Origin of the sequence: Pantoea sp. FN0307 (assembly GCF_050113815.1) — a bacterium.
In the GTDB taxonomy this organism is placed as follows: domain Bacteria; phylum Pseudomonadota; class Gammaproteobacteria; order Enterobacterales; family Enterobacteriaceae; genus Mixta; species Mixta alhagi.
The window spans coordinates 196,867-217,447 of sequence record NZ_JBNJSO010000006.1; the positions used below are offsets into that span (position 1 = coordinate 196,867).

Here is a 20,581-nt window from a genome sequence, read left to right on the forward strand (position 1 = left end):
GGCCTTCCCTGGGAAATAGCCGATAACCGTTATTTCATACTGGCGTAAATGGTCTCGACGTTATGTTTAAATGCGGCTTCATAGGTGGGTGCCGGTCCTTTTTCATCACTGAGCGCCTCCGGATAAAGCTCGCCGCCCGGCTGCGCGCCGCTGGCCGCCGCAATCTGTTTCACCAGACGCGGATCGGTCTGATTCTCAATGAAATAGGTTTTAATCTTTTCCTGTTTAATCTGCTGGATCAGGCGGCCAACTTCGCTGGCGCTGGCTTCCGCTTCGGTGGAAAAGCCTACCGGTGACAGGAAATGCACGCCATATTCAGCGGCGAAATAACCAAACGCGTCGTGGCTGGTTAATACCTTACGCTTGCTTGCGGGTACGGCGGCAAAGGTCTCTTTGGCCCAGGCATCCAGCTTCTCCAGCTTTTGAATATAGGCATTGCCGCGCTGCTCAAAGTAGGCTTTATCCTGCGGATCGGCGGCAATCAACGCCTCCATCACGTTGCGCGCATAGACCGCGCCGTTTTTAGCGCTGTTCCAGGCGTGAGGATCGGTTACCTTTTGCCCCTCCTCCTCCATGCTACGAGTATGAATACCCTCAGAAGCGGTGATCACTTTACTCCTGTAGCCGGAAGCAGTGACCAGCCGATCCATCCAGCCTTCCAGCCCCAGCCCGCTGACAAACACCACATCAGCCTTATTCAGCGCCAGGCTATCTCTGGGCGATGGCTGAAACGCATGGGGATCGCCGTTGCGTCCCACCAGCGAAGTTACCGTCACATGTTCGCCGCCAACCTGCTGCACAATATCAGCCAGCACCGAAAAACTGGCGACGGCGGTGACCGTTTTTGCCAGCAGCGCCGGACTGACCATAAACAACGACAGCACAGAATATTTCCACAACACAGACTTCATGTTTTCCTCACCCTTTTACCCGGTTATAAGTTAATCGAAACAGACCTTTTTCCACGCCAAACAGCACCGAAATCAGGAAACCCAGACTGGCGGTTAAGACAATAGCTGGCCCAGCCGGTATCGACTGATACCAGGACCAGGTAAGCCCGATAAAGGAACTGGCCATGCCGATGAGCACCGCCAGCAGCAAAATAATTGGTAAGCGATTTGACCAGCAGCGCGCGGCGATGGCGGGCAGCATCATCAGCCCCACCGTCATTAGCGTGCCGAGGATCTGGAACCCGGCAACCAGATTCATCACCACCAGCGCCAGAAACAGCGCATGGATCAGCCGTGGAGTATGCTGACTGCGCACTTGCAAAAATGTCATATCAAAGGCTTCAGCGACGATCGCGCGGTAGCCCAACGCCAGCGTTAACAGTGTTAGCGTGGCGATAATGCCGATAAAGATCAGCGCCGTTCGATCCACCGCCAGCAGCGAGCCAAACAGCAGATGTAACAGATCGACGCCGCTACCGCGTAGTGAAACCAGCACCACCCCCAGCGCCAGCGATCCCAGATAGAACCCGGCGAAGCTGGAATCTTCACGTAGCGTGGTCACAGAACTTACCCAGCCCGCCAGCAGCGCCACCAGCAAACCGGCAATAAATCCCCCCGCTCCCATCGCCAACAGCGACATGCCGGAAAGCAGGTAGCCAACCGCCACGCCAGGTAAAACCGCATGCGAAAGCGCATCGCCAATCAGGCTCATGCGCCGCAGCAGCAAAAAGACACCCAGCGGCGTTACGCTTAACGATAAGGCCAGGCAGGCCACCAGCGAGCGGCGCATAAAGCCAAAAGCGGTAAAGGCCTCAAGGATATGTTGCGTCATGAACGTACCCCCTGCCCCACCGCGCTGCGCACCAGCGAGAGCGGCCGCCCGGCGTTTTCCGGCATAATGTCAGCGGTTTTTCCCCAGTGGTAATGCCCGTCATGCAGATAGAGCAGTTGCGGAAAATGATGCTCCACCATGTGCTGGTTATGTAAAACGGTCAGGATGGTTTTGCCTTCCGCATGCAGCCTCTCGATAACCCGCAGCAGAAAAGTGCTGGTCTGACTGTCGATGCCGGTAAAAGGCTCATCCAGCAAGATCACTGACGCATCCTGCACCAGCATGCGTGCAAACAACATGCGCTGAAACTGGCCGCCGGAAAGCTGGCTAATTGCCCGTCCCGCCAGATCCAGCAGACCAACCTGCTCCAGTGCCGTCTCAATCCGCTCATGCAAGCTGCAGCCGATGCCCCTGAGCATGCCGTTTGCTGGCCAGCTTCCCATCGCCACCACTTCAATCACCCGCAGCGGAAAGTGATGGTCGATCTCACTTTGCTGCGGCAGCCAGGCGATCTGCCTGCCCTCTGGCTCAAAACGCACCGCCCCGCTGACCGGCGTGAGCAAACCGGCAATGGTTTTAAGCAGCGTGGACTTACCCGCGCCGTTAACGCCCATAATGGCCGTCAGGCTACCGCGCCGGAACTGTCCGCTAATCGGCTGGCTTAGCGCCTCTCCGCGATAGCCTGTAACCAGTTTCTCCAGCGTAATCATGCGATGGCGTCCGCCCATTGAATGGCAGCCCACAGTACAGCCAGCAACAGGCTGATCCAGAGCGCCCGGATAAGCGCGGATTGGACCAGTAAGGTAAAACCCATTCGCCTGCGGAAAGAGAAAGCTTCAAACATACGTTACTCAATATCAGTTAGTTACATGAGAAGACGCGCGCACTGCCTGCGGCATGACCACCTGTGTAGAACCATGTCAGCACAGGAAACGCGCGTTCCGGCCGTTGATTTAAATGTTATAACATAACATTATTGAATAACAAACAGGGGCGGAACGCACCATTTGTTACGGTTGATGATCAAAAACAGATGAGAGCAGGGAAACCAATAAACAGAGAAATCGGCGCAGCCATCGCTCGCTGCGCCTTAGGATATTAAGACAAGGTATGTTCGGTTCGGGCAATAATATCATCCTGCGCATCCGGAGAGAGCGCGGTAAAGAAAGCCGAATAGCCTGCAACCCTGACCACTAAATCACGATATTGATCGGGATGCTTTTTCGCTTCGATCAGCGTTTCGCGGGACACGATGTTGTACTGAATATGCCAGCCTTTATGATCTTCAAAGAAGGTGCGCAGCAGCGCCATCAGCTTCTGGCGATCGTTATTGTTTTCCAGCGTCGCCGGATTCAGTTTCTGGTTAAGCAGCACGCCGCCCAGAATAGAGCCGGTTGGCAGCTTGCCGACCGAGCCGATAACGGCGGTTGGCCCCAGATGATCGGTGCCGGAAGCCGGGCTTGCACCCTCCGCCAGCGGCGTTTTCGCCTTACGGCCGTCGGGCGTGGCCATGGTCTGCGCGCCGAACGGCACATTCGCTGAAATAGACGAGGTGCCGGCATAATAGTTGCCGCCCACCGGGCCACGACCATAGCGCGGGTTATGATAATTTTTAAGTTCGTCGATATAGGTCTGATAGGCGCGCACCAGCAGCGCATCGACGCTGTCATCATCGTTGCCATATTTTGGCGCGCCGTTAATCAGGCGCTGACGCAGCTGCTCATGCGTTAAGCCGTCAAAGTCGCTGGCCAGCGCCTCCGCCAGCTGCTGCTGATCGATCATACCCTGTTCAAACACCAGTTTTTTCACCGCCGTCAGGCTGTTGCCGAGGTTAGCGATCCCTACCTGCAGGCCCGATACCCAGTCATATTTCGCCCCGCCCTGCTTGATGCTTTTGGCGCGTTCGATGCAGTCATCCACCAGCGCCGAACAGAGAATATCGTGAGCGTTCTCTTCCAGCACGGTATCCACCACATATTCGATCTCGATCGATTTGCGGGTGTAGTAACGGATCTGGTTGTCCCAGCACGTCAGCACCTCATCAAAGCTGTTGAAATTGCCTTTTGACAAGGCTTGCTCCTGCGGCAGAAAGACTTTCCCGCTGGTGGCGTCGCGTCCACCCTCCAGCGCCGCCAGCATTACGCGTGCGAAGTTAATAAAGCTCATGCCGGTGCAGCGATAGCCCCACTTACCGCCCACTGCGGTTTCAATACAGCCGATAGCAGCATACTGATAAGCATCTTCCGCCGAGATACCTAACTTGATAAATTCCGGAATAACGATTTCATCGTTGTTAAAAGCGGGCATGCCAAAGCCGCAGCGGATCACCTGCACGCAGGCATCGAGGAAATCATCGCTGATCCCTGCGTGATAACGCACGCTCAGGTTGGGCTGGGTAGAGCGCAGGCGACCGCAGGATTCCAGAATCGCATAAGAGAGCGGATTAACCGCATCCACGCCCTGGCCATCAATCAGGTTCTGACCGCCGATGGTGACATTCTGATAGAGCGGGCTGCCCGCCGAAGCTTTTGAATGCGAGCCGGAGCGAATTTTATTGACCTCCAGCAGTTTAAGCCAGCAGCTGTGCAGCAGCTCAATTGCCTGTTCGCGGCCCAGCGTTTGTTCCAGTTCGACATCGCGCCGGTAGAATGGATAGAGATATTGATCCATCCGGCCAAACGATACCGAGTGGCCATTGGATTCAATTTGCAGGATCAGCTGAATAAAGTAGCAAAGCTGTAACGCCTGCCAGAAATTCTGCGGCGGCTGGTGGGCGATCACTTCACAGTTTTCGGCAATACGCAGCAGCTCCGCTTTACGCGCACTGCGCTTTTCCTGCGCTGCCATCTGGTTCGCCAGCTCAGCGAAGCGTTTGATATGGTCGCTAACGCTTTCCAGCACAATAGCGATCGCTTTCAGGAACTGTTCACCATGCAGATCTTCCAGCACGGTAAGATCAAGGCGGCCACGGCGTTCCGCCACCTTGTCGCGCAGACCATCCAGCCCTTTCTCCAGCAGCAGCGGGAAGTTTACCGCCAGATGCGCATCGCCGGAGGTCATGTTTCCTTCTGCTTTGATAATGCCGGTGGCAAGCAGCGCCTGCTGTTCATGGGTAAACATGCCGTAGCAGCGATCCTGCACTGTCTGCCCGCGCCACCACGGACACACCTCATGCAGCACGCGCTTGTTCTCTTCAGACACGGAGAAACCCGCACCGGGACGATCGGCAAGATCGTCGATCTCTTTTTCGATCCAGCTTACGGTATATTCCGGGAAGATCGGCGCGGCGCGGACTTCACTCGCCTGATTCCCCACGATCATTTCATCATGCTTAATCCAGATGGTACGGTGCGCCAGATGATGCGCCAGGGCCAGTGCCCGACGCACCGGTACCGGCTTATCCATATTTTCCTGATAAATTTTGGTGTAGTGCTGCGCCCGCTCAGTGCAGACGGGCGGCTTAACAATATGGATTAAGGCTTGTTTATGGGCCTTGATACGTTCGCTCAGGGTATCGAGTTTCAGGGTAGTCATGTTCTTATCCTCTTAATGTCGCTGTCAGGCCTTTTTGTTTTGCGTATGTCTCAGCAAAAGTTAATAGCGCCGGGCAATCCAGCGGTTTATCCGGCGCCAGATAGGGCTGATGAAGCAGGGCATATTTGTTCATGCCCAGAGTGTGGTAAGGCAGAAAATGAATCTCTTTAACGCCAAGCTCATCGGCAGCGAAGTTAACAATGTCGGTAACCGCGCCCGGGTTGGCGTTAAATTCCGGGATCAGCGGTACCCGGATAGTGATATTTTTCCCTGCCGCCGCCAGACGGCGCAGGTTGTCCAGCACGCGTTTCGCCGAGCCGTCGGTCCACTGCTTAAAGGTGCGTTCATCAACATGCTTGAGATCGGCCAGGAAGAGATCGATATGCGGCAGCGAGGGTTCGACATAGCGCCAGGGCACATGCAGGCAGGTTTCTACCGCAGTGTGGATCCCCTCCTGCTGACACTGACGGAACAATGTGGCCGCCAGTTGCGGATTCATAAAGGGTTCGCCGCCAGAGAGCGTGACGCCGCCCTGACTGCGTTGGTAAAAGGCCCGATCGCGCCTGACCACGGCCATAATCTCTGCGGCATCTTTCTCTTCGCCGCATACGGTCAGCGCCAGCGTAGGACAGCAATTTCCCAGCGCGGCGATATGGTCAGGTTCGATTTTTTCACGCAGGATAATCAGGCCGTTTAAGGTCTTCTGAATCATCGCTGGCGCGGCCTGCTGACACAGATCGCACTCTGCCAGACAGAGCCGGGCATCATATAGCAGATCTTTCTGGCGGGAACGGCTCTCGGGATTCTGACACCAGCGACAGCCCAGCGAACAGCCTTTTAAAAACACCACGGTGCGAATACCTGGACCATCATGGGTGGAATAGCGCTGGATATTAAAAATCATAAAGCCCCCTTTTACGATTGAAGACTTAATAACTTTCGAAAGAAAGTCATATTGACTTCAGTCAATAAAAAAGCGCGCGCTGAGGATATACTCAGCGAAACTTGCTAAGCATCACGATTTATTAAGGAACCCTTTATGGAACTCTATCTCGATACCTCTGATGTCGTGGCCGTGAGACGCCTGGCGGAGATCTTCCCGCTGGCTGGCGTGACCACTAATCCCAGCATTATCGCCAGCGGTAAAAGGCCGCTTGAAGTGGTGCTGCCTGAACTCCAGCAAGCGCTGGGCGGAAAAGGTCGGCTGTTTGCGCAGGTGATGGCAAGAGACGCTGAACAGATGGTGGAGGAAGCCAGAAAACTGCGCGCCATTATCCCTGATCTGGTGGTTAAGGTTCCGGTAACGGCCCAGGGACTGGCAGCGATTAAGCTGCTAAAACAGCAAGGCATTCCAACGCTGGGCACGGCGGTTTACGGCGCGGCGCAGGGTTTGCTGGCGGCGCTGGCCGGTGCGGAATATATCGCGCCCTATGTGAACAGGATTGATGCGCAGGGCGGCAATGGCATCCAGACGGTAAAAGAGTTACAGCAGTTACTCACACTGCATGCGCCAGAAACAAAAGTGCTGGCGGCCAGCTTTAAAACGCCGCGCCAGGCGCTGGATTGTCTGCTGACGGGCTGTGAATCTATTACGCTGCCGCTGGATGTTGCAGAGCAGATGATCGCCACGCCAGCAGTAAGCGCCGCCGTAGAAAAATTTGAGCAGGACTGGTTAGCCGCATTTGGCGCGCCTGGTTTCTAAATAATTAAATAATAAAAGATTATTCGTGCGGCGGTCTCCCTTCCGTTGGTGTCGATAGCCGCATACCTTCGAATGAAAGCCAAAAAAATGCTATACAACGCTTAGCTTCACATATTTGTGTTATCAACTCTGCTATATTTGCTTTACTTTCGAATGAAAGCAAAAAACCTTCATTCAGCCATACACCTGTCCCTGAGCAGCGGAGACGATGATGAATACATCCTTTACTTCAGTAACCCTACCTGAAGATTACAAACAGAATATCGTGGCAATGAAACGCATTCTGCGTGAACAGATCGGTGATGTTGAAGCTCTCTTTCGCCAGGTGTGCGATAAAATAGAGGCAGAGCTTGCCGCAGCGCGCGCTGAAGAACAAGCTAACGGCAGCGCCTGGCCGGAAGTTAACTATACCGATCTGGCGGCAGGCAATATTAGCGAACAGCAGATTGCACATATCAAGCGCCGTGGTTGCCTGGTAGTGCGACAAACCTTCAGCCGGGATCATGCGCTGGCAATGGATCAATCGATGCTTGGCTATCTGGATGAGAACCAGTTTGATGAGGTTTATCGCGGGCCAGGCGATAATTTCTTTGGTTCGCTGGAAGCTTCGCGCCCGGAAATTTACCCTATCTACTGGTCAAAAGCGCAAATGGAAGCGCGCCAGAGTCAGCAAATGGCCACCACGCAAACATTCCTTAACTGTCTGTGGACCTTTCAGCATGCTGACGGCGACGGGTTCAACCCGGAAGTGAACATCATTTATCCCGACCGTATTCGCCGCCGTCTGCCGGGTACTACCTCGAAAGGGCTTGGCGCGCATACCGATTCCGGCGCGCTGGAACGCTGGCTGCTGCCCGCCTATCAGAAAGTATTTAGCAAAATATTCACTAACCGCTTTGCGGAATATGATCCGTGGGATGCGGCTTATCGCCCGGAGGTTAATGAATATGACGTGGATAACACCACCAAATGCTCGGCGTTTCGTACTTTCCAGGGCTGGACGGCGCTGTCGGATATGATTGCCGGACAGGGCCTGCTGCATGTGGTACCGGTGCCGGAAGCGATGGCCTATGTATTACTGCGCCCTTTACTGGATGATGTGCCTGAAGATGAACTGTGCGGCGTTGCGCCAGGCAGAGTGCTGCCGGTATCGGAGAAGTGGCATCCTCATCTGATCGCCGGGCTGTGCAGCATCCCGACGCTGCAGGCAGGAGATTCAGTATGGTGGCACTGCGACGTGATTCATTCCGTGGCGCCGGTTGAAAACCAGCAGGGCTGGGGCAACGTAATGTATATTCCGGCCGCGCCGGCGTGCGCGAAAAACCTTGCTTATGCGCACAGCGTACGCGCCGCGCTGGAAAAAGGCGCGTCGCCGGCAGATTTTCCACGTGAAGATTATGAGCAGACATGGCAAAACCGCTTTCAGCTAAGCGATCTTAATGCCAATGGCCGTCGCGCCCTGGGCATGGAATAGCGTCACGCTGTACTGCTGGCTTTTGATGCACCAACGACCTGAAAATTGATAACACGCTTAACGCGCAGGGGATCCAGCTCAAATGTGATCCCTCTGCGCTTTTGATATACTTCCTTCCCCGCAACAGATGGCGAGACGTTAGATGAACGCAAGGCAATTACAGATTATTCAGCTGGTTAATGAGCGAGGAAGCGTCAGCGTCAGCGAACTGTCCCGTATTACCAAAGTTTCAGAGGTTACCGTTCGTCAGGATTTAAATACGCTGGAAAAAAACAGCTATCTGAAACGCGTTCATGGCTCTGCCGTGTCGATGGAAAGCGATAGTATTGCGGCCAGGATGCAGTCGCGCTTTCCACTGAAACAAAGCCTGGCGCAATATGCCGCCTCGCAGGTTAACGCCGGTGAATCAGTATTTATTGAAGGGGGCAGCACTAATGCCCTGCTTGCCCGCTATCTTGCTAACGACGACAGCATCACCATTGTCACGGTCAGCCATTACATTGCCGGTTTATTAAAAGATTCGCGCTGTGAAGTGATTGTGCTGGGCGGCCTTTATCAGAAAAGCAGCGAATCGGTTGTCGGCCCGTTAACGCGTAGCTGTATTCATCAGGTCCATTTTCAGAAAGCCTTTATCGGTATTGATGGCTGGCATCCCGATACCGGTTTTACCGGCAAAAATATGCTACGTAGCGATATTGTGAATGCCGTCATGGCAAAAGATATTGAAACCTTCGCCTTAACCGACGCCTCTAAATTTGGCCTGATCCATCCCTATCCTCTCGCCCCGGAAAAACCCTTCCGCCATGTTATAAGCGATCCGGGTTTATCGTCTGAATATCAGCAGATGCTGGAGCGGCAATCTATCCATGTGCATTTGGTAAAAGAGCAAACCGAGGCGGTATGAGGATTGTTTTACCCCATATAATACCCGCCTTATAACTGAATAACGCTCTCTTTATATAGCCGCGCCCCGAAAGGCGCGGCGGGTTGCTTTTATTTCTTATTCACTTAAGCGCTGCGCGGTGTGGCAAAAAAGGCTTTTTAGACAGCGCGCGCTATAACGCGTCTGGCAGGCTAATGACCCACAGTTCATTTTCGCTTTCTGGCTTATTCAGTGGCCGCACGGCAATTTTGGTTTTTACCACTTCACCGTCGACCAACAGATGCCCTTTGCCGTCAGCGGTGTAATCATCCATTTTATCCTTGCCGGATAGCGCGTCGGTCAGCTCAGTGCGCACGCCAAAATCATTGTCGTTTATCACCGCCAGCGTTTTGTTATCGATCAGCGCCAGGCCTTCAACTTTCTCCTGCTGCCAGCCCAACGCACGCAGATCCACCACCAGTTGTTTACTGGCGAGAACGATACCGCGTGATTTCAGCGCCGCCTCATCATCAAACTCCGGCGGCTGTTTGTCGAACGAGGTCAGATCGCTGGCTTTGCTGAGATCCACTAAATAGATGCGGTTACGCATGTTTTTTTCTTTATCTTTGCCCTGTTCAATCAGCAGTAGGCGGTGATTATCCAGCGCGACGATATCGCCTACTTTGGCATCTTTGGCTTTTTTATAAGCCTCAATATCAATGGGGTAACCGTAGCTGGCGGTTTTACCTGTCGCTGGATCGAAGCTCACTAAACGGGTAAAGCGGGCGCTGTTTTTGCTTTTGCCGTCAATATCCAGCGTGCTTTGCACCGCAGCGATAATCCGGCCATCCGGCATGCGCGTCAGCCCCTCGAACCCACGGTTGGGCTGACGCCATTTCACAATATTCGGCAGCCCACCGGCTACGCTCTGCTCGCTGGACTCCGCCTGCGGGCCATACTTCTGCAAAATTTTGCCGTCGGCGCTGATGTGAGCGATAAACGGACCATACTCATCACAAATCCAGTAGCCGCCGTTGCCATCTGAGGTAATGCCTTCCGTATCCAGCCCGCGCTTGTCGCTGCCAAGTAATTGCAACGACTCGCTCAGCGCCGCTTCGTTAGTGGCACCGATAAAACCTTCCGGCAGCGGGAGCCCGGAAATATTGCCCTGTTCGTCATGCAGAGGATGGGCATCAATGGCTTCCGCCTTATTATTGCCAACCCTGATTGTCATCAGCAGCGGCGTATAGTCCGGATTAACGAAAATTTTAGACTCGCGCTTGCCGGTTTTAGGCGCATCCGCATTGGGACCGCGATCGGTCAGGGTCGTGAACAGCAGATCGTCGCCCTCTTTACGCAGAAAACGCAGGCCAGAGCCAACCCCCACCGGCAGGCCGTCAGGAAACGCACTGGCTGACGCACCCTGATACGCTACGCGGTCGCCCTGCGGGAAGCTCACCACGTAACGTTCAATTTGCGGCTGCGCCGCGCTGGCATATAACGGAAACAGAGAGGCACACAGCAAGGCAAGAGATTTAATTTTCATCAGCTTACATCCATAATGGGAAAGAGCCTGTTATAAGAGTAATTGATGAAGGATTTATGACAACGTTGGGTTGCCAACCGCTCCAGCTTTATGCCTTTCCCTACATTGCAAAAACACTGAATAGCGCATTTTATTAAAATTCACTTGCTACCAGAAATCTAAGTTTGAATTCATTTTCAGCCCTTCGCTCGCCTGGCCGTGCATTGACCGCGAATACGTTTTTGACGATCGCTGGTCATCAGATTATCCACTTATCAAAGCGCTTATTCCTCCGCGGGCTGGCTGTTTTATATTGACGACAGCGGTGAACTGGTTTGTCGCTCGCCCTTTGATTTTGAATATGGCGGCGCGCAGGACATTATTCGTGAATATAAAAGGTCCGTCGCCCGGCGAGGCTACAGTAACCGAGGCGGAAAACCACACTCTACCATTTTGCCAGCCGGGATAACGCAGCCCGCTCCGCTCAGCACGATCAACAGCAAAGCCGCCGGACGGCTACTGGCGGCCGGAGGGATATATAACGGCAATCCTGAAGATTTCAGAAAAACCGCTGAACAACTGGGAAGCAATGCGCCTGCCGGTTATGAACAAATGATGTCTGACCGGGCCAAAGGTTTACTGACTGCTGGCACCTCAATCGCGGCTGGCTTAACCCTGGGAAGGATAAATATCGGGACCGGGAAAAGTGCGATAGAATTGGCGACAGTGGAGGCTGTGGCCGCAAAGGAGATAACAATATCGCCTGATTGCAAAGAGATAAATAAGAAGTATGCAGGTAAAAAAGGGGAGTAATGGGGGTAAGTGAGGAAGATGGCATATTATATGGATATTCAATAAAGCCTTATAATGAAGAATACCTTTTATATTTTGATAAAGATGAAGTTATTGCGACGGGAAGGCAGCTTACACAGGACAATTTCTATTAATTAACAATTAAACCCGGTTTCCTTACGGGTGGTAATCTATTTTAACAAAACAACTTTAGTTTAGTTCTGTATAAAATAATCAAGGCCGCGCTTTCCTGCCACAGCTAACCGCAATAACGCAGCCAGGGTTATAGCGTTTAACTATGATGATTTTATAGATGTTATAGCGAAGGCAAAAACCCACCTGCTAAAACCTGAACCATTGAAATAGCAAACCCACAGCAGCCAGCCAGGATTTTATCTGCGATGCAGAGATGACTAAAGGCCAGATAAACCGGCGCGTTAACACCGGTTTGTAGGAGTATTGCCCGTTACGCGGTGGTTACCGGTTTCTGTTGATGCTTAACCTGCGCATTTTCCAGCATACGACGCACCGGAACAATCAGTAAGAACAGCACGGCAGCACAGATCAGCAGCGCGACAGAACAACGCGCAAAGAGATTGGGCAGCATATCCAGCTGATCCGCCTTAACATGACCGCCAATCAGGCCTGCCGCCAGGTTACCCAAGGCACTGGCACAGAACCACAGCCCCATCATCTGACCACGCATTCTTTCCGGCGCGAGCAGCGTCATGGTCGCCAGACCAATCGGGCTCAGACACAGCTCGCCAAGCGTCAACATCAGGATACTGCCCACCAGCCACAGCGGCGATACGCCTGCCCCGCCGTTATTCAGCACATCCTGCGCCGCCAGCATCATCAGGCCAAAACCGGCGGCAGCACATAAAATGCCGATAACAAATTTGGTAATGCTGCTCGGACGGATGTTTTTTTGCGCCAGCATCGGCCACGCCCAGCTGAATACCGGCGCCAGCAGAATGATAAACAGCGCATTAATCGACTGGAACCATACGGCAGGGATTTCGAAATCACCGATCATTCGGTTGGTGTAGTCATTAGCGAACAGATTGAATGAGGTCGGTTTCTGCTCGAATGCAGACCAGAAGAAAGCGGCGGAAACCAGCAGAATAAAACAGACCAACAGCCTGGCGCGCTCTTTTCGGTTCAGGCCAGCAAACATGAACAGATAGATAAAGTAGAGCACCACCGAAGCCGCAATCACATAGACCAGCATGCTGGCAACCGCTACGGGGTTAATCACAATCACGCCCATTGCGATCAGCGTCGTAATGACCGCTACGCCTGCCGCCAGAGCCAGCAGCCAGGCACCCACGCCCTGCTTTTTCGCCACCGGATTGTTCCAGGTGGAATCCAGCCCCACTTCGCTGTCATAACGTTTCATTGCCGGAACAGCGAACATGCGGAAAATAACCAACGCCACCAGCATTCCGATGCCGCCAATGCCAAAGCCCCAGTGCCAGCCGTGGGATTTGATTAACCAGCCGGAGATCAACGGCGCAATGAACGAGCCCATGTTGATGCCCATATAGAACAGCGAGAAGCCGCCGTCTCGACGCGCATCGCCTTTTTTATACAGCGTGCCCACCATCACAGAAATACAGGTTTTGAACAGGCCGGACCCCAGTACGATAAACATCAGGCCGATAAAAAACAGATTGTCGCCCATCACGGCGGAGAGCGCGATTGAGAGGTGACCAAGCGCAATCAGAATTGAGCCGTACCAGACCGCTCTCTGCTGACCAAGCCAGTTATCTGCCAGCCAGCCTCCCGGCAGCGCAGCAAGGTACATACTACCGGCAAAGATACCCACGATTGCCGACGCATTTTCACGCGCCAGCCCCATTCCACCCTCGTAGACAGCAGACGCCATAAACAGGATCAGTAACGGACGAATGCCGTAAAACGAGAAACGTTCCCACATTTCAGTGAAGAACAGCGAGCCCAGCGGATAAGGATGACCGAAGAAGGTCCGGCTTTCATTTTTATGAACAGAGGAACGCATAAATTCTCCCAAAAGGTGTGTCACAGTGCCCGTACGCGCTGAATGCACGTCGACCATCTGGCTGTCAGGTCGTGTTTTAACATTTCATAAAACAGTATTTAACCGCTTAACAACGGGATGCTAGTTTTTTCTAGTGTCATCTTCAAAACTTAAAGTTGAAAAGTCGACAAGCGTCTACTTTATCAGATTTTATGTCGGTAAAAACGGGATAATCGTTGACACCATGTCAGATTAGGCTCAATGAAGCATTATTGTTTTTAAACATGGGCTTAAAGAGCGTTTAGCGATGCTGTATGTGTAGTGAGACGCGAAAGATCTATCTATAAATAAAGAACAGGGTCTGGGGCAAAGGGATGAGCGGTAAAAACAGGAGAAAATCAGGTGAATGTTAAAGCCGACAACATCACTGTTGTCGGCTTTTTTTATTGCTGTAGCAATCAGGCGTTCTGCAACTGCTGCCCACAGGCTATCACGCTCGCCAGCAGAACTTTCACGTCCTCCAGGCAAACGGTTGGATTGAGCAACGTCATTTTCAGGCAGGTAACACCGTCAGCTTCCGTTACGCCAACGTTGGCGCTGCCGGAGGCCAGCAACGCATCACCGATACGCTGATTCAACAACGCAACGTCTGCGGTGTTGCCTTTTTCCGCACGGAAACGGAACAGGACGCTGGCCAGTTGCGGCTGCATTACCAGCTCCAGCTGCGGTTGCTCAGCAACATACTGTGCCACCTGCTGCGCCAGCGTCACGCCATTATCGATGATTTCGGCGTACTGCTTTTTACCCAGCGCTTCCAGGCCCATCCACAATTTCAGGGCATCGAAACGACGCGTGGTTTGCAGCGATTTCGACACCAGGTTTGGCACGCCATGCTCTTCATCAAAGTCAGAGTTCAGGTACGCCGCCTGGTAACGCATTAGCTGATAATGATGCGCATCTTTCAGCAGGAACGCACCACAGCTGATGGTCTGGAAGAACTGTTTGTGGAAGTCCAGCGTGACGGAGTCCGCGAGTTCCAGGCCATTCAGGAAGTGGCGATACTTCTCAGAAAGCAGCAGCGCGCCGCCCCATGCCGCATCCACATGCACCCAAATCTGCTGTTCAGTCGCCAGCGCAGCAATTTCAGTTAACGGATCGATCGCGCCTGCATCGGTAGTCCCGGCAGTTGCGACAATAGCCATCACCTGCTCGCCACTGGCTTTCGCCTGCGCCAGCTTCTCTGCCAGATCGTTAAGATCCATACGCGAGAATTCATCGGTTTTCACCAGCGTTACGGACCGGTAACCCAGCCCCATCAGCGCCATGTTCTTCTGCACAGAGAAGTGAGCATTTTCAGAGCATAACACTTTGATTTTACTCAAATCACCGGTCAAACCGTCCAGCTGAACGGAATGGCCCTGGCGAGCGAAAAAGGCATCGCGTGCCAGCATCAGGCCCATCAGGTTGCTTTGTGTACCGCCGCTGGTGAACACACCAGCATCGCCTGCCGGGTAGCCGACCTGGTCACGCAGCCACTCGATCAGCTTCATCTCGATGATGGTCGCTGACGGGCTCTGGTCCCAGGAGTCCATGCTCTGGTTAGTGGCGTTGATCAGCACTTCCGCAGCCTGACTAATCACCAGGCTCGGGCAATGCAGATGCGCCACACACTGCGGATGGTGCACGGACAGGCTGTCTTTGAGGAAATACTCAACGGCACGCTCAATGGCGGCCTGGTTGCCCAGGCCCTGAGAATTAAACTCTAAATTGATACGCTCACGTAATTCCCCGACGGTTTTGCCCTGGTACATCTCAGGCTGCTTGAGCCATTGCACAACCGCTTTTGTGCTCTGTTCAATAGCTTCCTGATAGGCGGTAATACTCTGCGCGGAACCAGACAGAATCGGATTTAAATCAGACATTCGTTCATTTGCTCCGATTAAACAGGCTTCACGCCAGCGCCAAGCAGCGCGGTTTCAAACTTATCGAGGAAAATCTCCAGCTCGGCATTGCTGATAAGCAGCGACGGCAGCAGACGCAGTACGCAACCGCCACGGCCGCCGCGCTCGAGGATCAGGCCCGCTTCGAAACATTTCTTCTGCAACAGCGCACTGAGTTCGCCGTCCGCCGGGTAACAACCCATGTGATCCTGCGCTTCATGCGGTTTAACGATCTCGATACCAATCATTAAGCCCAGACCGCGTACGTGACCGATAACCGGGTAACGTTTTTGCATTTCAGCCAGCTTGCCTTTCAGCCACTCGCCCTTCTCAGCAACTTTATCAGCAATGCGCTCTTCTTTCAGGATCTTAAGCGTGGTGAGGCCGGTCGCCATCGCCAGCTGGTTGCCACGGAACGTACCGGTGTGATGACCAGGCGCCCAGGCGTCAAACTGTTTTTTAATGCCCAGCACAGCCAGCGGTAAACCGCCGCCTACCGCTTTAGACATCACGATGATGTCCGGTTCGATACCAGCATGTTCGAAGGCGAACAGCTTGCCGGTACGGGCAAAGCCCGCCTGTACTTCGTCAAGAATCAGCAGAATGCCATGTTCCTGGGTTACTTTACGGATGCGCTGCAGCCACTCGACCGGTGCCGGGTTAACGCCACCTTCGCCCTGCACGGCTTCCAGGATAACGGCAGCAGGTTTACGCACGCCGCTTTCAACGTCGTTGATCAGGTTTTCAAAATAGTAGGTCAGCGCTTTCACACCGGCTTCGCCACCGATGCCTAACGGGCAACGGTACTGGTGCGGGTAAGGCATAAACTGCACTTCCGGCATCATGCCGTTAACCGCTTCTTTCGGCGACAGGTTACCGGTCACGGAGAGCGCGCCATGCGTCATACCGTGATAACCGCCGGAGAAGCTGATCACGCCAGAACGCCCGGTTACTTTTTTAGCCAGCTTCAGCGCCGCTTCAACGGCATCTGCGCCGGAAGGCCCGGTGAATTGCAGGCAATATTCTTTCCCCTGACCCGGCAACAAAGAGAGCAGATAAGCGGAGAACTCATCTTTTAATGGTGTGGTCAGGTCAAGCGTATGTAACGGTAAGCCGCTGGTAATGACGCTTTGGATGCTTTGAATCACATCAGGATGATTATGGCCCAGCGCCAGCGTTCCTGCGCCCGCAAGACAGTCAAGATATTGTTTATTTTCAACATCGGTTAACCATACGCCCTGCGCTTTAGCAATCGCTAACGGCAATTTACGTGGATAGCTTCTGACGTTGGATTCAAACTCAGCTTGTCTGGCTAAAAAGGTTTCATTGCTTTGCGGTAATGAATTAGCATTCAAAGAATCAATACGGACTTTATCCGTCATCATATCTCTCCTACAACCTGGGGTCGTTTTAACACCGGGTTGGATAAAAGTTTAAGGGGGGTAAAAAAAACGCGGCTAATATATGTTTTTTCAGCAGCGTTCTCAATCTTATATTTTGTGTGGGCTTTTTATATCATTTGCTTTAAAAATCAATGATAAAGCTTATTTTTGAACAAGATTCGCTCAGTATAAATTGTAACCAGGTCTGTGTAAGCCTATTATCGGCTGCATTGTATACAACGCTATATCTTTAACATTTATGGCCTTTTATGTTGCCACAATGTTATTAACGGAAAATCCTGCCCGCAAAGCGCAAAAAAAATAGTGATACTTCCCATCCACTTACTATAAATGTTAAGGAAAATATCGATTCAGCGGATTTATTCACTTACTATGCCCGCCTTAAAAATCCTAAAACGAAAAAAAGGAAATAACTATTTAACCATTAATCCGCATCATACCCGGTAACCCGTGAGTGGCAATACAGGTTATCGACAGCAGGAGCAGAATCCTGAGTTTTAAACAGAAATGTTCGCGGGCGGACATTTCGTAAGGCGAAGAGCACTTCCCTTATGCCGAGAATGAAAATTTTCATGCCATATGATTATGGCGCCCTGATATGAGATTGTTATGACTCGCATTTATCCACACATCATCGTTGCCAAATTTGGCGGAACCAGCGTTGCTGACTTTGACGCGATGAGCCGTAGCGCTACCCTCGTCCTTGCTGATAAAAACGTTCGTCTGGTTGTATTGTCTGCTTCTGCAGGCGTCACTAATTTGTTGGTTGGCCTTGCTTCCGGTCTGGAAAGCAGCCTTCGGCTGGACAAAATTGAAACCCTGCGCGCCCTGCAATACAACATTATTTCACGCCTGAAACAGCCAGAAGCTGTTAGTCAGCAGATTGATCATCTGCTGGACAATATTAGCCGCCTGGCTGAAATAGCTGTCGATTCCCGTTCAGCCGCGCTGTGCGATGAGTTAGTTAGCCATGGGGAGCTGATGTCTTCCCTGTTGTTTGTGGAAGTATTGCGTGAACAGGGTGTGGAAACGCAATGGTTTGATGCCCGCAAAGTTATTCGCACCGATGATACGTTTGGCTGTGCGGCACCGGCGATAAACGCGATCGCAGATCTGTCAGAAAAACATTTACGCCCGCGTATTGAACAGGCGCTGGTTGTGACACAGGGCTTCATCGGCAGCGATACGGCAGAGCAAACCACTACACTCGGTCGCGGCGGCAGTGATTATACCGCTTCCCTGCTGGCAGAGGCGCTACAGGCCTCACGTGTGGATATCTGGACCGATGTCGCTGGGATCTATACTACCGATCCCCGGATCGTCGCCCAGGCGAAACGTATTGATAACATCTCGTTCTCTGAAGCCAGCGAAATGGCGACCTTTGGAGCCAAAGTGCTGCATCCGGCAACGCTGCTGCCTGCAATACGCAAAAACATTCCGGTTTTTGTTGGCGCCAGCAACAATCCATCAGCGGGCGGAACGCTGGTTTGCCGCGATGTGCCGGAGCCAGCGCGTTATCGCGCCCTGGCCGTGCGCCGCCAGCAGACGCTGTTGAAATTATCCAGCATTAATGCGCAACCCACCCACCGCTTTTTAGCTGAAATATTTGGGATTTTGTCGCGTCACGACATAGCGACCGATCTGGTGACCATCTCGGAAAAGAGTATCGCGCTGATCCTCAATGCCACCAGTTCAACGTCAGGTGAGGCGGATATGCTGCCCGCTACGCTGCTTAGCGAGCTGTCGCCGCACTGCCATGTCGAAATCGAGTCCGGTTTGGCGCTCGTCTCGCTGATTGGCAACGCACTCTCTCAGGCCACTGCGGTGTGCAAAGAGGTTTTTGCTGAACTGGAAAAACACCCGGTGCGCATGATCTGCCACGGCGCGTCCAGCCATACTCTTTGTTTCCTGCTTCCGGCGGAATTCGCAGACAGCGCGGTCAAAGCGTTACACCGGGGTCTGTTAGAATAACGCTGCCCGACTCGCACAAAGCCCGATAGCACGGGCAACATAGTGGGCGCATGGGATGAAACGGCTCCCCATGCGTCGCTATATCGATGAACTAATTTTGATTCATGAACTTATCGCGGTGCGAGAAATGTTTGCCTTTGGCACTCATCAAGAACCTGGCATCGTTCAGCTAAGTCAGCTAAGTCAGCGATACAGCAAACCAATGTTATCCAACAACTCCATCATTAATGGGGATTCGGTTTTCCCTCTCCTCAATCCAGGCAACGAGCTCAGCGACCTGTGTATCAGAAAACACTGCGATACCATGCTCAATGAGTAGTGAGGCCGCGACTCCCATACCTGGCTTACGCTGGCCGCTAAAAGAGCCGTCGTAGATAAACTGACTACCACATGTTGGGCTGCCGTCAGTTAATAATGCAGCAGTACAACCAGCCTCCTGTGCTGTGCGGAGTGCCAACCAGGCTGCAAGCTGATAATGCTCAGTCACGTCCCGTCCCGTATCTTCTATTATTCTGGCTCGCTCCTGCATCACATCTTTACCATCAGCAGAAACAATCTCTGCCGGGGGGCGTGGTATTGGCAACCCGGCCGCCAGTTCAGGGCAGTGGATCACCAGACGTTGCTCCTGTTGCCAACGCACCAGCTGAGCGACCATTTTTGCTTTTTCACTTCCGTTATAACGGACTTTGAAGCGCATCAGGCAGGCACTTACCAGGATTTTATTTATCATCGTTATTGTAAAATTAGGGCAAAAGAACGCGTGGATTATAATACTTCAACTTTATACATTGACCTGCCAGCCATTCAAGAACGCAGCGGCTAGTCTACCAGGCAGCAGCACTGCAGTGGCAAGTTGTGTGATTGGTAGTAACCTGCTCCCCGTTAAGTAACACGCCGTTATGTACGCAAGGTCTGTTGCTGATTTTGGTACATGCTCATAAAGCCGAACGGCTATAGCTGCCTGGCTGTAAGCAATAGATTAGAGACCAAATACGGCCTCAATTTCAATCTTGAGATCAGGTGAAAAAAGACGGCTGACTTCAACAAGAGAACTGGCAGGTAAGTGTTCACCGTAATTTTGGTAGAGAACCTTACGCAGGTCGTTAATTTCTTCAAAAGAAGTTATAAAAATGGTCACCTTAAGAAGCGCCGAAAAATCAGTGCCTTCTGCGCTGGCGATTTTCCTGATTTGGCTGAGGATTTCTTCAGCCTGTTCGGTAATGCCTGCGTTTTGAGAGGCCGTGCCAAACGCAGTCAATCCCGAAATATACAGCGTATTATCATGCTTTACTGAGTGGACGTAGGGCGCCTTTACCTCACCTAACTCAGGATAATTCTTCCGAATCACTTTACTCATGCAGGCTTCCTTTTTTGAAAAGGAACAGGAAACAATCTTATCATTCTTCTGTTACTGCTCAACTTTCATGCATATAGCGATGATCAGATGTTCAGTAAAGCGGGCTTTAGGCATAGCGACCTCCTTCATTGGCAGGATAAGAATGACGGAGGATCTCTGAATGTGAATGGCACGATTATGCGGGATATTTACATCATGACCGGCAGATCCGGTTCCGCCTTTTTTCGGATCTGACCGGAA

At 52.4% G+C, this 20,581-nt stretch carries 15 protein-coding genes; 4 read left to right on the top strand and 11 right to left on the bottom strand.

Translation table 11 applies throughout. The annotated features are described in order from the left end of the window. Nucleotides 1-29: 29 nt before the first annotated feature. From ACQE3Z_RS16965 to ACQE3Z_RS16985, 5 genes are all read right to left on the bottom strand, one after another. Nucleotides 30-911 carry a metal ABC transporter substrate-binding protein gene (locus ACQE3Z_RS16965; RefSeq protein ID WP_426974686.1) on the bottom strand — a complete coding sequence of 294 codons (882 nt, stop codon included), beginning with the start codon at nt 909-911 and terminating at the stop codon, nt 30-32. 7 nt (nt 912-918) lie between these two features. Continuing rightward, entirely contained in the window at nt 919-1,782 is an 864-nt protein-coding gene (locus ACQE3Z_RS16970; protein WP_426974687.1) for a metal ABC transporter permease, read from the bottom strand. Continuing rightward, entirely contained in the window at nt 1,779-2,525 is a 747-nt protein-coding gene (locus tag ACQE3Z_RS16975) for a metal ABC transporter ATP-binding protein (RefSeq protein ID WP_426974688.1), read from the bottom strand. The genes ACQE3Z_RS16970 and ACQE3Z_RS16975 overlap by 4 nt, the downstream gene beginning before the upstream one ends. A gap of 355 nt (nt 2,526-2,880) precedes the next feature. After that, the gene (locus ACQE3Z_RS16980) at nt 2,881-5,316 is read right to left on the bottom strand and encodes a formate C-acetyltransferase/glycerol dehydratase family glycyl radical enzyme (protein WP_426974689.1); all 2,436 of its coding nucleotides are present in this window, start codon (nt 5,314-5,316) and stop codon (nt 2,881-2,883) included. A 4-nt stretch (nt 5,317-5,320) separates the two neighbouring features. Beyond that, a complete protein-coding gene (locus tag ACQE3Z_RS16985) occupies nt 5,321-6,220 on the bottom strand; it encodes a glycyl-radical enzyme activating protein (protein WP_426974690.1) in 900 nt (299 codons plus the stop codon). 135 nt (nt 6,221-6,355) lie between these two features. Here ACQE3Z_RS16985 and fsa point away from each other — a divergent pair, with 135 nt between their 5' ends. From fsa to ACQE3Z_RS17000, 3 genes are all read left to right on the top strand, one after another. After that, the gene (fsa, locus tag ACQE3Z_RS16990; protein WP_250651983.1) at nt 6,356-7,018 is read left to right on the top strand and encodes a fructose-6-phosphate aldolase; all 663 of its coding nucleotides are present in this window, start codon (nt 6,356-6,358) and stop codon (nt 7,016-7,018) included. A 211-nt stretch (nt 7,019-7,229) separates the two neighbouring features. After that, entirely contained in the window at nt 7,230-8,492 is a 1,263-nt protein-coding gene (locus ACQE3Z_RS16995) for a DUF1479 domain-containing protein (protein ID WP_426974749.1), read from the top strand. Nucleotides 8,493-8,634: 142 nt separating this feature from the next. Beyond that, nucleotides 8,635-9,396, top strand: coding sequence for a DNA-binding transcriptional regulator YciT (locus tag ACQE3Z_RS17000; RefSeq protein WP_426974691.1), 762 nt, complete (start codon nt 8,635-8,637; stop codon nt 9,394-9,396). 151 nt (nt 9,397-9,547) lie between these two features. On the opposite strand, the gene ACQE3Z_RS17005 is transcribed toward ACQE3Z_RS17000, so the two are convergent. From ACQE3Z_RS17005 to ACQE3Z_RS17020, 4 genes are all read right to left on the bottom strand, one after another. Next, nucleotides 9,548-10,900 (bottom strand): esterase-like activity of phytase family protein, encoded by a 1,353-nt coding sequence (locus ACQE3Z_RS17005; RefSeq protein ID WP_426974692.1) that lies wholly within the window; start codon nt 10,898-10,900, stop codon nt 9,548-9,550. A 1,237-nt stretch (nt 10,901-12,137) separates the two neighbouring features. Next, on the bottom strand, nt 12,138-13,691 hold the full coding sequence (locus tag ACQE3Z_RS17010; RefSeq protein ID WP_426974693.1) for a peptide MFS transporter: 1,554 nt from the start codon (nt 13,689-13,691) through the stop codon (nt 12,138-12,140). A gap of 437 nt (nt 13,692-14,128) precedes the next feature. Continuing rightward, nucleotides 14,129-15,592 carry a pyridoxal phosphate-dependent decarboxylase family protein gene (locus ACQE3Z_RS17015; RefSeq protein WP_426974694.1) on the bottom strand — a complete coding sequence of 488 codons (1,464 nt, stop codon included), beginning with the start codon at nt 15,590-15,592 and terminating at the stop codon, nt 14,129-14,131. 17 nt (nt 15,593-15,609) lie between these two features. Continuing rightward, nucleotides 15,610-16,995: a diaminobutyrate--2-oxoglutarate transaminase gene (locus ACQE3Z_RS17020; protein WP_250651962.1), complete on the bottom strand. Its 1,386-nt coding sequence runs from the start codon at nt 16,993-16,995 to the stop codon at nt 15,610-15,612. A 627-nt stretch (nt 16,996-17,622) separates the two neighbouring features. Here ACQE3Z_RS17020 and lysC point away from each other — a divergent pair. Next, nucleotides 17,623-18,984, top strand: a complete 1,362-nt coding sequence (gene lysC, locus ACQE3Z_RS17025; protein WP_426974696.1) for a lysine-sensitive aspartokinase 3 — start codon at nt 17,623-17,625, stop codon at nt 18,982-18,984. A 205-nt stretch (nt 18,985-19,189) separates the two neighbouring features. Here lysC and ACQE3Z_RS17030 read toward each other — a convergent pair whose 3' ends face one another. Both ACQE3Z_RS17030 and ACQE3Z_RS17035 read right to left on the bottom strand, forming a co-directional pair. Continuing rightward, entirely contained in the window at nt 19,190-19,714 is a 525-nt protein-coding gene (locus ACQE3Z_RS17030; protein ID WP_426974697.1) for a DUF523 domain-containing protein, read from the bottom strand. A gap of 249 nt (nt 19,715-19,963) precedes the next feature. After that, on the bottom strand, nt 19,964-20,341 hold the full coding sequence (locus ACQE3Z_RS17035; RefSeq protein WP_426974698.1) for a RidA family protein: 378 nt from the start codon (nt 20,339-20,341) through the stop codon (nt 19,964-19,966). Nucleotides 20,342-20,581: the final 240 nt, after the last annotated feature.

What these genes read in the sequence shown, in the direction of transcription:
- ACQE3Z_RS16965 (WP_426974686.1), bottom strand. Translation starts at nt 911, where the DNA reads ATGAAGTCTGTGTTGTGGAAATATTCTGTGCTGTCGTTGTTTATGGTC.
- ACQE3Z_RS16970 (WP_426974687.1), bottom strand. Translation starts at nt 1,782, where the DNA reads ATGACGCAACATATCCTTGAGGCCTTTACCGCTTTTGGCTTTATGCGC.
- ACQE3Z_RS16980 (WP_426974689.1), bottom strand. Translation starts at nt 5,316, where the DNA reads ATGACTACCCTGAAACTCGATACCCTGAGCGAACGTATCAAGGCCCAT.
- ACQE3Z_RS16985 (WP_426974690.1), bottom strand. Translation starts at nt 6,220, where the DNA reads ATGATTTTTAATATCCAGCGCTATTCCACCCATGATGGTCCAGGTATT.
- fsa (WP_250651983.1), top strand. Translation starts at nt 6,356, where the DNA reads ATGGAACTCTATCTCGATACCTCTGATGTCGTGGCCGTGAGACGCCTG.
- ACQE3Z_RS16995 (WP_426974749.1), top strand. Translation starts at nt 7,230, where the DNA reads ATGAATACATCCTTTACTTCAGTAACCCTACCTGAAGATTACAAACAG.
- ACQE3Z_RS17000 (WP_426974691.1), top strand. Translation starts at nt 8,635, where the DNA reads ATGAACGCAAGGCAATTACAGATTATTCAGCTGGTTAATGAGCGAGGA.
- ACQE3Z_RS17005 (WP_426974692.1), bottom strand. Translation starts at nt 10,900, where the DNA reads ATGAAAATTAAATCTCTTGCCTTGCTGTGTGCCTCTCTGTTTCCGTTA.
- ACQE3Z_RS17010 (WP_426974693.1), bottom strand. Translation starts at nt 13,691, where the DNA reads ATGCGTTCCTCTGTTCATAAAAATGAAAGCCGGACCTTCTTCGGTCAT.
- ACQE3Z_RS17015 (WP_426974694.1), bottom strand. Translation starts at nt 15,592, where the DNA reads ATGTCTGATTTAAATCCGATTCTGTCTGGTTCCGCGCAGAGTATTACC.
- ACQE3Z_RS17020 (WP_250651962.1), bottom strand. Translation starts at nt 16,995, where the DNA reads ATGATGACGGATAAAGTCCGTATTGATTCTTTGAATGCTAATTCATTA.
- lysC (WP_426974696.1), top strand. Translation starts at nt 17,623, where the DNA reads ATGACTCGCATTTATCCACACATCATCGTTGCCAAATTTGGCGGAACC.
- ACQE3Z_RS17030 (WP_426974697.1), bottom strand. Translation starts at nt 19,714, where the DNA reads ATGATAAATAAAATCCTGGTAAGTGCCTGCCTGATGCGCTTCAAAGTC.
- ACQE3Z_RS17035 (WP_426974698.1), bottom strand. Translation starts at nt 20,341, where the DNA reads ATGAGTAAAGTGATTCGGAAGAATTATCCTGAGTTAGGTGAGGTAAAG.